The organism is Marinobacterium aestuariivivens (genome assembly GCF_042661465.1).
GTDB classification, from domain to species: domain Bacteria; phylum Pseudomonadota; class Gammaproteobacteria; order Pseudomonadales; family Balneatricaceae; genus Marinobacterium_A; species Marinobacterium_A aestuariivivens.
In genome coordinates this window covers 3,302,556-3,317,075 of record NZ_JBHSWE010000001.1, presented here as the reverse complement: position 1 = coordinate 3,317,075, position 14,520 = coordinate 3,302,556, and the positions used below count along the sequence as shown (strand labels likewise).

General features: G+C 61.6%; 9 protein-coding genes and 3 pseudogenes. 5 read left to right on the top strand and 7 right to left on the bottom strand.

The features are described 5' to 3' along the window. Nucleotides 1–199 precede the first annotated feature (199 nt). The 5 genes and pseudogenes from ACFQDL_RS17260 to ACFQDL_RS17240 form a co-directional block, all read right to left on the bottom strand. Nucleotides 200–1,185: pseudogene (locus ACFQDL_RS17260) on the bottom strand (bile acid:sodium symporter). 144 nt (nucleotides 1,186–1,329) lie between these two features. Continuing rightward, entirely contained in the window at nucleotides 1,330–2,058 is a 729-nt protein-coding gene (locus tag ACFQDL_RS17255; protein WP_379910117.1) for a maleate cis-trans isomerase family protein, read from the bottom strand. A 72-nt stretch (nucleotides 2,059–2,130) separates the two neighbouring features. Next, nucleotides 2,131–3,411 carry a TRAP transporter large permease gene (locus ACFQDL_RS17250; protein WP_379910116.1) on the bottom strand — a complete coding sequence of 427 codons (1,281 nt, stop codon included), beginning with the start codon at nucleotides 3,409–3,411 and terminating at the stop codon, nucleotides 2,131–2,133. Continuing rightward, nucleotides 3,411–3,959 (bottom strand): TRAP transporter small permease, encoded by a 549-nt coding sequence (locus ACFQDL_RS17245; protein WP_379910115.1) that lies wholly within the window; start codon nucleotides 3,957–3,959, stop codon nucleotides 3,411–3,413. The genes ACFQDL_RS17250 and ACFQDL_RS17245 overlap by 1 nt, the downstream gene beginning before the upstream one ends. Then, nucleotides 3,959–4,966 (bottom strand): TRAP transporter substrate-binding protein, encoded by a 1,008-nt coding sequence (locus ACFQDL_RS17240; RefSeq protein ID WP_379910114.1) that lies wholly within the window; start codon nucleotides 4,964–4,966, stop codon nucleotides 3,959–3,961. The genes ACFQDL_RS17245 and ACFQDL_RS17240 overlap by 1 nt, the downstream gene beginning before the upstream one ends. Nucleotides 4,967–5,554: 588 nt before the next feature. Here ACFQDL_RS17240 and gcl point away from each other — a divergent pair. The 5 genes and pseudogenes from gcl to ACFQDL_RS17215 all read left to right on the top strand — a co-directional run bounded on the left by gcl (nucleotide 5,555) and on the right by ACFQDL_RS17215 (nucleotide 11,573). Continuing rightward, nucleotides 5,555–7,328: pseudogene (gene gcl / locus ACFQDL_RS17235) on the top strand (glyoxylate carboligase). Between the two features lie 115 nt (nucleotides 7,329–7,443). Further along, a complete protein-coding gene (gene hyi / locus ACFQDL_RS17230) occupies nucleotides 7,444–8,226 on the top strand; it encodes a hydroxypyruvate isomerase (protein ID WP_379910113.1) in 783 nt (260 codons plus the stop codon). Nucleotides 8,227–8,339: 113 nt separating this feature from the next. Further along, a pseudogene (gene glxR, locus ACFQDL_RS17225) lies at nucleotides 8,340–9,222 on the top strand (2-hydroxy-3-oxopropionate reductase). A 288-nt stretch (nucleotides 9,223–9,510) separates the two neighbouring features. After that, nucleotides 9,511–10,203 carry a GntR family transcriptional regulator gene (locus ACFQDL_RS17220; RefSeq protein WP_379910112.1) on the top strand — a complete coding sequence of 231 codons (693 nt, stop codon included), beginning with the start codon at nucleotides 9,511–9,513 and terminating at the stop codon, nucleotides 10,201–10,203. A gap of 116 nt (nucleotides 10,204–10,319) precedes the next feature. Further along, complete coding sequence (locus ACFQDL_RS17215) at nucleotides 10,320–11,573, top strand: malic enzyme-like NAD(P)-binding protein (RefSeq protein ID WP_379910111.1); 1,254 nt, start codon at nucleotides 10,320–10,322, stop codon at nucleotides 11,571–11,573. 62 nt (nucleotides 11,574–11,635) lie between these two features. On the opposite strand, the gene ACFQDL_RS17210 is transcribed toward ACFQDL_RS17215, so the two are convergent. After that, a complete protein-coding gene (locus ACFQDL_RS17210) occupies nucleotides 11,636–13,069 on the bottom strand; it encodes an NCS1 family nucleobase:cation symporter-1 (RefSeq protein WP_379910110.1) in 1,434 nt (477 codons plus the stop codon). 150 nt (nucleotides 13,070–13,219) lie between these two features. Continuing rightward, a complete protein-coding gene (locus tag ACFQDL_RS17205) occupies nucleotides 13,220–14,518 on the bottom strand; it encodes a TRAP transporter large permease (RefSeq protein WP_379910109.1) in 1,299 nt (432 codons plus the stop codon). Nucleotides 14,519–14,520 lie beyond the last annotated feature (2 nt).

The following is a 14,520-nucleotide window of genomic DNA, read 5'->3' as shown; positions in this document are numbered from 1 at the left end:
TTCTCCGGAGGGCGGGCCCGTTCTGCCCTGTCCGGGTCCTCAAGCATGACTTCATCCTACTCTCGATATAATTATGAATGCAATAATAATTTATCTATTATTTTCCGCCCTCTTATAACCGCTTGTTTTTATGCGCCATAAAGCACGACAGGCCCCGAAGGGCCTGCCAGAAGAGGAAACAAGGGAGAGAGGGAGCGCCTCAGCGGAAACGTAGGCGTGGCGCCAGCAGCGAATCGAACAGCAGCTGCAGGAAGTGGTAGAGAATGCAGCTGATCACCGCCACCCCGGTCGAGGAACCGAGCCCCACCAGCACACTGACGGCAACCGGCAGCGTTTTCTGCGATGCGGTCAACAGCAGGGCATTGCGCTCGTCAGGCGCCAGCGCCAGCAGGCTGGATGCCGCCGCACCGAGCAGCAGCAGGGCGGCATGCAGCCCCAGCACCAGCAACGCCAGATAGAGCAGCGAGTGCAACGACAACTGGTAGAGGGATGCTTCGCTGGCCGACAGGGTGACGTAGACACTGAGGATCACCACCAGTGTCGGCACGACGCCGAGCCAGGGCACAGCGACCAGAGCGCCGAGCAACGGCCGGATCAGCAGGCCGAGCAGGAACGGCAGCAGCACGATCTGCAGCAGCTTGAGCAGCAACGGCCAGGGCGCGAGTTCGACCGAACTGCCGACCAGAGCACCGAGCAGCAGTGGAATCGTCAGAATACCGAGAAAATTCAGCCCCAGGGTCATGAACAGCGCCCAGAGCGTTCGCCCCCGGCGACCCGGGTGAGCACGATGCAGGACGACAGCGTCGGCGGCACCAGCGCGATCACCAGTAATCCGAGCCCGAGGCTGCCGTCGACAACGCTGCAGCGCACGATCAGCCAGCCGAGCAACGGCGACAGCAACAGGTTGATCGCCACGGCGGCAACAAAGGTGCGACCGAAACGCGGCTCGAAGCGCAGGCTGGCCAGCCGGGTCTGCAGACCGTTGATCAGGAAGATCAGCGCGACCAGCAGCGGCAGCACACCCAGGTCATCGAGCCAGAGCCCCGGCTGCGGCAGCAGCAAGGCGATGCCAATCGCCAGACAGAGTCCCAGCGGCAGAAACCAGACGATGATCGGACTCCTTTCATAAGCTGCAAGCGTGTAGGATGGGTGAAACCGCCAAGTGATTTCATGAACGGCCAGCACCGGGGTATCTGGCGGTGTAACCCATCATCAAAGCTTCGGATGGCACGAGCAGTCCGACACAAATGATGGGTTACGCGGCGAGCAAGCCCTGTGATAACTTTTTAATTTCAGCAGGTTACGCCGCTTCACCCATCCTACCATGGTTCACTTGATCTCAAACAGCGATCCCCAGCCCCTGACACGGGAGGGATCGGCACCGGCAAGCTTCATACCCTTCCAGACGCCGGTCGCGATGGAGTCGTAGATCGGGATATTCAGCTCCTTCTCCAGCTCCGCTGCGACGCGGCTGCCACGCAGGTTGGTGCAGAAGATGGTGATCGCATCTAGCTTCCGTTCGGCGGCGACGGCCCGCACCATTTCGGCAATGCAGTCCTCGTCATACTCCGAGAAGGAGAAGTTGCCCCTGTCCCCCAGATGGCGCTCGGCAACGCACTGGAAGCCGGCTTCCCGGTAGTTCTCGACGATTTTCTCCTGGACATCGCTCAGATAGGGCGTCACCAGGCCGAAATGCCTGACCTTCGTTTTTTCGAAGATCTCGTTCAGCGCTAGCACCGAGGTGGTCGTTTCGATGCCGGTTTCCCCGCGGATCAGCTCGCACAACGCGATATCGTCCTGAAAACCGCGCCAGCCGGACGAGGTGCCGCTCCAGGTGATCGACTGCACCCGGGCGTCCGCCAGCAGGCGGGCCGCCTCCAGAAAGGGACCGGTGTCGAACTGGCTGAGCGCCTGGTCCCGCAACGAAATCTCGGTCACCTTCAGGCGCCCGAAATGGGCACTGACATCCGCAAGCTCATGCAGTATTTCCGCCGTCAGCGGCTCCAGGGTGGTGTTTGACGAAGGCGTCATAACGCCCAACAGCGTACGTTGTATCATCTTTCTTGTCCTTGTTTTCAGGTCGGAAAAACGGGGGCCCCGAAGTCCGGGGCCCGGAAACGATCGCGGCGATCAATACCCCAGTGCGCGGGGCAGTGCCGTGACAATGTCGGGAAATATCCAGCACAGCGCCAGGACGGCATACTGCAACGCGATAAAGGGCCATACCGATTTCAGCAGCTCGCCTATCGAAATCCGCGATATGCCGCACATGACGAACAGCAGGACGCCGACCGGCGGTGTCATCATGCCCACCACCAGGTTGAGCACAAAGAGGAAACCGAAGTACAGCGGGTCGATGCCGTACGCCATGGCGATGGGCGCGAACAGCGGCGCCAGCATGATATAGGCGGCGTTGGATTCCAGGAACATGCCCACCAGCAGCAGCATCGTCATCACCAGCGCCAGGAACACCATCGGATCGGAGGTAAACCCCTGGATGAACTGGGACAGGTGCAGCGGCAGCAGATCCAGCGTGAACACGAAGGTCACCGGCTTGGCAAAGGCGATCAGCGCCCCGACCACCGCCGACGTCAGTGCCGCGCGGTACATGCAGCCCGGAATCGCCGACAGCTTCAGCTTGCCGGTCACGAACATGCCTACCAGCAGCGAATAGACCACCGCGATCGCGGCACCTTCGGTCGCGGTGAAGACACCGCCGACGATGCCACCGATGACCAGCACCGGCATCAGCAGAATGGCCCCGGCCCGACGGCTTTGCGTGAGCACGTTACGCCAGCAGAACGGCTCGCCGGTCGGCTCGTAGCCGCGCTTGTACGAAATCCAGGTACAGAGCGCCATCATGCCGACGGTCAGCAGAATGCCCGGTACCACGCCGGCCATGAAGAGGCCACCGACCGAAACGCTGGAGCCGGCCATCAGCGCATAGACGATCATCGCGGCACTGGGCGGAATGATCGGTCCGAGGTTCGATGCCGAAGCCACCACCGAAGAGCCGAACCCGTTGTCGTAATGCTTGCGCAGCGAGGGCATCATGGTGGTGCCCAGGGCGCTGGCGCCGGCCACGGCCGCACCGGTCACGGATGCCAGCCCCAGCCCCGAGAGGATGGTGACATGGGCCAGACCGCCCTGTACCCGACCCACCACGGCGTTGGCAAAGTCGATCACACGCTGCATGATCTGGCCGCCGACCATGAACTCTCCGGCCAGCATGAACAGCGGAATGGCCATCAGCGGGAATGAATCGACTGCATGCATCATGCTCTGCGGCATGACCGCCATCTCGATGCCACCAAAGGCGAAAGCGCCGAGTGCCGAAAAGCCCAGCGCGAACGCCAGCGGCATGCCCAGCAGCGCCAGGATGAAAAAGATACCTATGGATACCAGAACCATCAGTCGTTCCCCCAGACATCGGAGCCCTGCCAGACAAGGAACAGCAGGTGCAGGAAGCAATGGGCCATCGAGATGATCACGGCGACATAGAAGACCGATACACTGAGGTCGACCGTCGGCATCATCTCGCCCCAGGCTTCGCGAGCCACCATCCCGGCATTCCACATGACGATCAGCATCAGCATTGCGCTCAGCGCCAGCATCAGCCGCATCAGGTTTTCGCGCATGCGCGAACCGAAGCGGTTGATCAGGATATCGATGCCGACATGGATGCCCTTCTTGATGCCATGGGGCAGCGCCAGAAAGATCGACCAGACGAACGCCAGCCTGGACACCTCGTCGGCCCAGTCAATGGAGTCGCCAAAGAAATAACGCAGCACCACCTGGGCCGTCACCAACCCGGTCATCAGCGTCATCATCAGGGCTATGGCGCCGTAGGACAGGCCATCGACTGCCCTGAGCATCTGTTGGTACCGCCTGACCAGCGGGGAGGCTACGGGAGCCTCCTCGCCGGCCATGGAGGTTCCGTCAAGAACCCGTTCGTTCATTACTTCGCTTCCGCCAGTACCGCATCGATCAGATCCGCACCGATGCGCTCCTTCAGACTTTCGATCACAGGCGCGGTCCGCTCGCGCATCTGTTGACGCAGTTCAGGCGTCACTTCGACCAGCTGCATGTTCGCCGCCAGCTTTTCCCGCGCCGCGCTATCCTCTTCGGCGGCCTTGGCACGCTGCCAGGTCACAGCTTCCGCCATGGCATCACGCACCGCTTGCTGCTCCGACGGCTCCAGCTTCTCGAACTTGCGCTTGTTGGCCACCACAACGATAAAGTCGAAGAAGTGCGAGGTATCGGTCAGATAGGTCTGCACCTCGTTGAGCTTGCGGCTTTCTATCACACTGTAGGGGTTTTCCTGGCCGTCGATCACTCCCTGCTGCAGCGCCGAATACACCTCATTGATCCCCATCGAGACAGGGCTGGCGCCCAGCGCACGGAAGGTGGCCAGATGGGTCTCGTTCGGCTGCAGCCGGATCTTCAGGCCGTCGAAGTCGGCCAGAGTCTTGATCGGATGCTGGCTGTTGGTGACGTGGCGCGAGCCGAGCTCCATGAAGCCCAGCGCGATAAAGCCTTTTTCGGCCAGTTTTTCGTTAAGCATATCGCCGACCGGGCCATCGACCACCTTGAAGGCCTCGTCGCGGTTGGCATAGACGAACGGAAGGCTGACGGCCTCGAGTTCCGGCACGATCCGGGAAAGGTAGGAGGCACCCACCCAGGTCATCTCCAACACCCCTGAGCGTACCTGGTCGATATTCTCCTTGGCGCCGCCGAGCTGCATGGCCGGGAAGACGTCCACGGTGAGTTCGCCGCCCGAAAGTTCGGGCAGGCGCTCCTTGAACTGCTCCATCGCAATACTGCTGGAGTGAGTGGTCGGGAAGTTGCCGGCCAGACGCAGGTTATCGGCCGCCACGCTGCCCGAGAACACCGCCGCGCTCAGTGCCGCGGCCAGCGCGGTCTTGACGCAGTTCTTTGCCAGGGATGACATCTTATTCTGTTGCATTGCCTCTCCTCTCCTTCTCGGTGTAGCCGCACGACCGATCGCATGCCTGTTGCAGCGATCCTGCCTGCAGCCCTTCAACTATCTTGCATTTTTGAATTATGAATTACCTATACACGCATAATGAATCATTGGCAACACCCCCTGCCGTCGCCGGAAAAATAATCCGCCAGCCAGACTGAGTACGGATCAAGGGAGTGACGCAAGCCGATCAAGAAGCCGCATTCCGGTCCGGCCCGCATTGCCACAGGCGCCCCCGGACTGCAGGCTTCTCGATGCGCCGACAGCCGTGCCAGGACTTGCCCAGACCTAGCTCGAAGCCCGGACGCTTTGCGCTGTCAGTCGTGACAAAAGCTACCGCCAGCACTAACGGAAATCAACTTTTGAATTCATAATTATTTATTATTTTTCTCGAAATACAGTGTAACCATATGTTTTATAAGCAATAAAAAACGTACACCGAACCCAAACAGCCTCCACCACCTCGCAACGCAGCGCCTTCAGGTTGACATAGCAACAGCCTGATTACTAAAATATCTCGAATCAATAATTCATAATTATATTATTCAATACCCAAAAGAGAGATGACCAATGGCCAGGATGAGAGCTATAGAAGCCGCCGTTGAAGTGCTCAAGCGTGAAGGCATCGACACCGCCTTCGGCCTGCCGGGCGCCGCGATCAACCCCCTGTATGCCGCGATGAAATCACTCGGCGGCATCGACCATGTGCTGGCGCGCCACGTCGAGGGCGCTTCCCACATGGCCGAGGGCTACACCCGCGCCAACCCCGGCAATATCGGTGTCTGCATCGGTACCTCGGGACCGGCCGGCACCGACATGATCACCGGTCTCTACTCGGCGTCCGCCGACTCCATCCCGATCCTCTGCATCACCGGCCAGGCACCGCGCGCCCGGCTGCACAAGGAGGACTTCCAGGCCGTCGACATCGCCAGCATCGCCCAGCCCGTCACCAAGTGGGCCACCACCGTGCTCGAACCCGCCCAGGTGCCCTGGGTGTTTCAGAAGGCGTTCCAGGAGATGCGCTCCGGTCGCCCGGGGCCGGTCCTCATTGACCTGCCCTTCGATGTGCAGATGGCCGAGATCGAGTTCGACATCGACACCTACGAGCCGCTGCCGGTGGTCAAGCCGGCCGCCACCCGCAGGCAGGTCGAGAAGGCGCTGCAGATGCTCAACGCCGCCGAGCGCCCGCTGCTGGTCGCCGGCGGCGGCATCATCAACGCCGACGCCTCCGACAAGCTGGTCGAGTTCGCCGAACTGACCGGCATCCCGGTGATCCCGACCCTGATGGGCTGGGGCACCATCCCCGACGACCATCCGCAGATGGTCGGCATGGTCGGCCTGCAGACCTCGCACCGCTACGGCAACGCCACGATGCTGGCCTCGGACCTGGTGCTCGGCATCGGCAACCGCTGGGCCAACCGCCACACCGGTACCGTCGAGGTCTACACCGAGAACCGCAAATTTATCCACGTCGACATCGAGCCGACCCAGATCGGCCGCGTCTTCATGCCCGACTATGGCATCGTCTCCGATGCCGGCAGCGCCCTCGAGCTGTTCGTCGAGGTCGCCCGCGAGTGGCAGGCCGCCGGCAAGCTGGCGGATCGCCGCCAGTGGCTCGAGGAGTGCCAGACGCGCAAGCGCACCCTGCAGCGCAAGACCCACTTCGACAACGTCCCGGTCAAGCCGCAGCGCGTCTACGAAGAGATGAACAAGGCCTTCGGCAAGGACACCTGCTATGTCAGCACCATCGGACTGTCGCAGATCGCCGCGGCACAGTTCCTCCACGTCTACAAGCCGCGCCACTGGATCAACTGCGGTCAGGCCGGCCCCTGGGCTGGACCATCCCGGCCGCGCTGGGCGTCGCCAAAGCCGATCCCGCCCGTCCGGTGGTGGCGCTCTCGGGCGACTACGACTTCCAGTTCATGATCGAGGAGCTGGCGGTTGGCGCCCAGTTCAACCTGCCGTACATCCACGTGCTGGTGAACAACTCCTACCTGGGGCTGATCCGCCAGGCGCAGCGCGGCTTCGACATGGACTACTGCGTGCAGCTGGCGTTCGACAACCAGAACGCGCCGGAACTCGAAGGCTACGGTGTCGACCACGTCGCCGTCGTCGAGGGGCTGGGCTGCAAGGCGATCCGCGTGCGCGAGCCGGACCAGATCCTGCCGGCGCTGAACCAGGCCAGGAGCTGATGCAGATCCACAGGGTGCCGGTCGTGGTCGAGATCATCCTCGAGAAGGTGACCAATATCTCGATGGGTACCGAGATCAACGCCATCAACGAGTTCGAGGACCTGGCCGAGCGCGGCGAAGACGCCCCGACGGCGATCTCGCTGCTCGATTGAAAACAGGATCGTAGGGTGCCGCTAAGCGACAGCGAAGCGCATCGACACCATCGGTGCGGTTCGCTCTGCTCACCAGCACCCTACATGGCCGGATACATTTTCGAAGGAGAGTGACATGCCCCGCTTTTGCGCCAACCTATCAATGCTCTTTACCGAGCACGACTTTCTCGACCGCTTCGACGCCGCGGCGAAAGCCGGCTTCGCGGGTGTCGAGTACCTGTTCCCGTACGACTACGCGCCGGACGAAATCAAGGCAAAACTGGATGCCAACGGCCTGACCCAGGTGCTGTTCAACCTGCCGGCCGGCGACTGGGCCGGCGGCGAGCGCGGCATCGCCTGCCATCCGGACCGCATCGAGGAGTTCCGCGCCGGCGTCGACCAGGCGATCGAGTACGCCCGCGTGCTCGGCAACGGGCAGGTCAACTGCCTGGCCGGTATTAAGCCTGCGGACGTCAGCGACACAGTCGCCGAAGAGACCCTGGTCGAGAACCTGAAGTACGCCGCGGAGAAGCTCAAGCAGGCCGGCATCCGCCTGGTGATGGAGGCGATCAATACCCGCGACATTCCGGGCTTCTTCCTCAACACCACCCAGCAGGCACTGCGCATTCGCGACAAGGTCGGCAGCGGCAATCTGGCACTGCAGTACGACATCTACCACATGCAGATCATGGAGGGCGACATCTGCCCCACGCTGGAGGCCAATATCGATGCCATCCAGCATGTGCAGCTGGCCGACAACCCGGGCCGTCACGAACCGGGGACCGGCGAGCTGAACTACCGCTTCATCTTCGGCTTCCTCGACCAGCTCGGCTACGACGGCTGGATCGGCTGCGAATACAAGCCGGCCACCAGCACCGAAGCCGGTCTTGGCTGGATGAAAGACCACAACATCGTTTGAACCACACACCCGTAGGAGCTGCGCCTCGCAGCGAATTTCGATGGCACTCTGCCAAAAGATTCGCACCGGGGCGGCGCTCCTACGGTGGAGCTACCCGTTACGGAGGCAAAACAATGGCCAATATCGGCTTTATCGGCACCGGCATCATGGGCCTGCCCATGGCGCAGAACCTGCAGAACGCCGGCCACCAGCTGTACCTATCCACCCAGCGCAGCCCGGTCCCGGCCGAGCTCGAAGGCGCCGAAGGCTGCCCGACCCCGAAAGCGGTCGCAGAAGCGGCCGAATTCATCATCCTGATGGTCCCCGATACCCCCCAGGTCGAAGAGGTGCTGTTCGGTGACAACGGCGTCGCCGAAGGCGTTGGCGCCGGCAAGGTCGTTATCGACATGAGTTCGATCTCGCCCTGGCCACCAAGGACTTCGCCAGGCGCATCAACGAACGCGGCGGCGAATACCTCGACGCTCCGGTCTCCGGCGGCGAAGTGGGCGCAGGGCCGGTACCCTGTCGATCATGGTCGGCGGCAGCGAGGAAACCTTCGCCCGCGCCCGGCCGCTGTTCGAGGTCATGGGCCAGAACATCACCCTGGTCGGCGGTAACGGCGATGGCCAGACCGCCAAGGTGGCCAACCAGATCATCGTCGCGCTGAACATCGAGGCGGTGTCCGAAGCGCTGCTGTTTGCGTCCAAGGCCGGCGCAGATCCTGCCCGCGTGCGCGAAGCCCTGATGGGCGGCTTCGCCTCGTCGAAGATCCTCGAGGTCCATGGCGAGCGCATGGTCAAGGGCACCTTCAACCCCGGCTTTCGCATCGCGCTGCACCAGAAGGACCTCAACCTGGCGCTGACCGGCGCCCGCGAGCTGGCGCTGAACCTGCCCAACACCGCCACCACCCAGCAGATATTCAGCACCTGTGTCGCGCTAGGCGGTGCCGGCTGGGATCATTCCGGCATGATCAAGGGCCTCGAACACATGTCCAATCACAGCATCCGCGAGGAGTGATGTCTCATTAAATCCTTGTGGGAGCCCGCTCTGCGGGCGAATTGGCCAGGGCTGGGAACATTCGCCCAGAGGACCGGGCTCCCACAACCAGGACATTGTTCTGTGGGCACTCGCTCTGCGGGCGAAAGACTTTTGGCAGTCGGTTAGCCCGGACCCGCACCCGTAAACCCCATGACATCGAAAACCGGATAAAATAAATAATTTTTTATATTTAATTATTTAAATTACTATAACGCGCCGCCCACCGGGCGAGCCGAAAACGTCCGCGTGAACAGAGGAAAACTGGACATGAACAAACCCATTCGGTTTTCAGGCCCCGCCAGCATGAAACGGCGTCTGCTTCACGAGGAAGTCGCCGAGCATCTGCGGCGGATGATCACAGAAGAAACACTGCCCGAGGGAAGCCGCGTCGACGAGATCGAACTGTGCAGTCTGCTCGATATCTCGCGCACGCCACTGCGCGAGGCACTTAAGGTACTGCAGAGCGAAGGACTGATCATCATCGAGCCGCATCGAGGATCCCGCGTTGCGACGGTCACCACCGCCGAACTGATCGAACTGGTCGAAGTGCTAAGCGGACTCGAGCGTCAGGCCGCGGAGATGACGGCCACCCGGATCAGCGAAGAGGATCTGGCCCTGCTGGAGCAACTGCAGCTCGAGATGGAAGTTCATTACAACGCCGGCCGGCCCCAGGAATACTTTGACCTCAACCAGCGAATACACCAGTGGGTCATCGACCTATGCGGCAACCGTGAACTGCAACAGCTGCATGGACGGCTCAGCGGCAAGACCCGTCGGGGACGTTACCTGACCACCCTCTCCCATGCACACTGGGACCAGTCCGTTCTCGAGCACCGTGCGCTCCTCGAGGCTCTTCGTGCCCGCGACAGCCTGCTCGCCGGCCGGATCCTCTTTGAGCATGTCTGCAAGACCGGCGACGCCATCAAAGAGATTCAAAAGATAGAAAACAGTAACCGGTAACCAGCTGGTTTCACCGCAAGCAAGCGCCCCCTGGGCACTGTTAACTGTTACCTCATAGCTGTTAACTCTAACTCCCTGCGCGCCGCTCCAGGCGCCAACCCTTCGGAAGCACAACCATGAGTGACACCCTCAAGCAACAGGCGCTCGATTATCACGAGCTCCCGCAGCCCGGCAAGATCGGCGTCTGCCTGACCAAACCCGCCGAATCCGCCCGCGACCTGGCCCTGGCCTACAGCCCCGGCGTCGCCGAGCCCGTACGTGAAATCGCCAGGGATCCGGCCAATGCCTACCGCTACACCGCCAAGGGCAACCTGGTGGCCGTGATCTCGAATGGCAGCGCCATCCTCGGCCTCGGCAACCTCGGCGCGCTGGCCAGCAAGCCGGTGATGGAAGGCAAGTCGCTGCTGTTCAAGCGCTTCGCCGCCATCGACTCGATCGACCTCGAGGTGGATCTCGCCGAACCTGCCGCCTTCATCGATACCGTTGCCGCCATCGCCGACAGCTTCGGCGGCATCAATCTCGAGGACATCAAGGCGCCGGAATGCTTCGAAATCGAACGGGCGCTGATCGAGCGTTGCAATATTCCGGTGTTCCATGACGATCAGCACGGCACCGCCATCGTCACCGCCGCCGGCATGCTGAACGCCCTCGAGATCGCCGGCAAGTCGCTGGCCGAAGCCCGCATCGTCTGCCTCGGCGCCGGCGCCGCCGCGACCGCCTGCATGAACCTGCTGCAGAGCTTCGGCGCCTGCGGCGAGAACATCTTCATGCTCGACCGCAAGGGCGTGATCCACAGCGATCGCGACGACCTCACCGCCGAGAAGGCGGCCTTCGTCATCGATACGCCGGCCCGCACCCTGGACGATGCCATCGACGGCGCCGATGTCTTCGTCGGCCTCTCGGGCCCGGACATGCTCTCGCCGCTGCAGCTGGAAAAGATGGCCGACAACCCGGTGGTCTTCGCCTGCGCCAACCCGGATCCGGAGATCCGTCCGGAACTGGCGCGCGAAACCCGCCCGGACGTCATCGTCGCCACCGGTCGCTCCGATTATCCGAACCAGGTCAACAACGTCCTCGGCTTTCCCTATATCTTCCGCGGCGCCCTGGATGTGCGGGCCAGCACGATCAACGAAGAGATGAAGATGGCGGCGGCCCGCGCCATTGCCGAGCTGGCGCGCGAAGCTGTACCGGCCGCAGTGCTGGCCACCTACGAGATCGACAGCCTCGAATTCGGCCACGACTACATTCTGCCCAAGGCCACCGACCCGCGCCTGCTGACGATCGTATCCGATGCCGTGGCCCGCGCCGCCATCGACTCCGGCGTCGCTCAGTTGCCCTACCCCGCACACTATCCGCTGAAGTCCATATAGGTTTGCTCCTGCCTGCCCGGCCGACTGTACCGCTGTCGGCCGGACTCGCCGGAGGGCATGAATCAGCTACGTGCCACGCTCATAAACAGCAGATGCAACACCCCGCCGATAACGGCGCCCATCACCCAGGAATAGCCCGACAGAACCTCCAGCGCCGGCAGCCAGACCGATGCGACGGAGAAGAGACTGCCCAGAACAAAGGCGCAGACCGCTCTCAGATTCCAGCCACCGTTGAAGTAATAGCGGCTCCCGGGCTTTGCCGAAAACAGCGCCTGAATATCCAGATGGCGACGCTGGATAATGTAGTAGTCCGCCATCATGATGCCATACACCGGTGCCAGCACTGCGCCCAGCGTGTTGACGAAGCCGGCAATGCCTATCTGACTCACCAGCGACACCCAGAGGCCGCCGATAAAGAACGCAATCACTGCCGTAATCAGTCCGCCGATACGAAAGCTGATCCGGCTCGGCATCAGGTTGGCAAGGTCATAGGCAGGCGGAATGAAGTTGGCCACCAGGTTGATGCCAACTGTCGCCGCAAAGAACGTAATTGCCGCCACCACCGTCAACAGCTTGTGGTCGACACGCTCGACAATATCGGCAGGGTTGGTTAGGGTCTCGCCAAAGAGCACCAGCGTACCGGCCGTGACAAAAAGCGCGATAAATGAAAACAGCGCCAGATTGAACGGCAACCCCAGAAGGTTACCCAGACGCATCTGGGCATGGTTGCGGACAAAGCGTGAGAAGTCGCCGAAATTGATCACTACCGCGGCGAAATAGGCGATCATCGTGCCCATAATCGCCATAAACGCCGAGAAGTCACTGCCCGTATAGCTCGAGGAGCCGCTGAAGATGGTACCGACGGCATCGAGCAGTCCGCCGCCCGCCTGCACCCAGATCACGATCATCAGGGCAATCATCACCAGATAGACAAAGGGGCCCGCCCAGTTCAAAAAACGCGTGATCCACCCGATGCCCTGCCAGAACAGAAAGATCTGAAACAGCCAGACCAGCACGAAGGACAACCAGTCCACCGCCGTCATACCCAGCAGCGTCCGGCTTTCTTCAATACCGAAGAGGGCATTGATCAGCAACGCGATGGCGGTCGAGGCGAAGTAGGTCTGCACGCCATACCAGAAGATCGCCACGATACCGCGAATCATCGCCGGGAAATTGGCCCCGCGCACGCCCATGCTGGCGCGTGCCATCACCGGATAGGGAATGCCGTAACGAACGCTGGGGTTGCCGGACAGGTTGACCAGCAGCATGACGAAAACACCGGCCAGAATAATGGCGGCAAACACGGCCCAGCCATTGAGGCCATAGGTGATAAACAACGATGCGGCCAGGGTATAGCCGAAGAGGCTCTGGACGTCGTTGGCCCAGACATTGAATATCTCGAACCAGCCCCAACGGCGTTTGTCGACCGGGATCGGCGCCAGATCCGCATTATGCAGACTCGGATCGATCTGTCGAATCTCGAGGTTTTCCTTCATCGTCAGGGCCGGCGATCATGACCTCCATGAAGTATAGCCTCGCCCCGACCGACCCAGCAGGGCGGAACACGCAGACGCTGAAAATGGCGACGCCCCCGGCCGCAGCCGGGGGCGTCGATCGGACCGCAAAGGTCCGCACTGCCGGACGCTTCAGCCCAGCAGCGAAGGCAGGAACATCGCGATCGGCTTCACGTAGGTGACCAGCAGGATCACCACCACCTCGCAGAGCACGAACGGAATGGCATAACGGGCAGCCGTGGCGAAGGGCACCTTGCCCAGCTGCGACGCCAGGAACAGCCCCACCCCGACCGGCGGTGTCAGGTGCGCCATCGACAGGTTCACCGTCAGTACCGCGCCGAAATGCACCAGGTCGAAGCCGATCGCTTCCAGCGTCGGTTTGAACAGCGGCACCAGCAGATACATCGCCGCAATGGGTTCCAGGAAGGCACCCGCCACCAGCAACACCAGATTGAAGAACAGCAGGATCACGATCGCGTTGCCGCCACTGGTATCCAGTATGAAGCTGTTGAGCATGGTGGCCAGGCCCTGGGTCTGCATCACCCAGCCGTAAACGGCCGAAGTCGCAATGATCAGCACGATCACGCCGATGGTGCGCCCCGACTCGAAGATCACGTCCGGCAGCTGCGCAAAGGAGATCTGCTTGTACACCAACCGGTCGATCACGAACAGGTAGACCACGGCGACGGCCGCCGCTTCGGTCGCGGTAAAGACCCCCGAGTAGATACCACCGAGAATGATGACAGGTGCCATCAGCCCCCAGAACGCATCCTTGAAGGCCTCGAAAAACGTCGACCAGCTACGATTTTCCAGGTCTGCACCCTTGTAACCCCGCTTCTTCGAGACGTAGAGCACATAGCCGCCCAGAATCAGCAGCATCGTCAGACCCGGGCCGATACCGGCCGCGAACAGCTTCGGAATGGAGGATTCGGTGATAACGCCGTAGATGATAAAGCCTATGCTCGGGGGAATCACCACACCGAAGGTACAGCCCGCCGCGACCACGGCGACCGCGAAGCCACGATCGTAACCGCGCTCGACCATCGGCTGCACCAGGAAGCTGAGCGCCGCCACCGTGGCGATATTGGAGCCGGACATGGAACCGAGCACCGCCCCGGTTACCAGCACCGTCAGTGCCAGACCGCCGGGCACCGGTCCCAGCACCAGCTCCGCAAGGCGCACCAGCTTGGTGGCGATACCGGTGCGGGTGATGAAGTTGCCGGCGATGATGAACAGCGGCGTTGCCAGCAGCGGAAACGAATCAAGGGATCCGGAGAACACGTAGGGAATCACGCTCAGGGGCGCAATTTCGAACACCACGAAAGCCATCAGGCCGGCAAGCCCTATGGCGACGAATACCGGGACGTTCAGTGCCAGAAAGCCAAAGAACACCATCAGTCCGATAACGGCAGGATTGGTAAGCAGTTCCATAA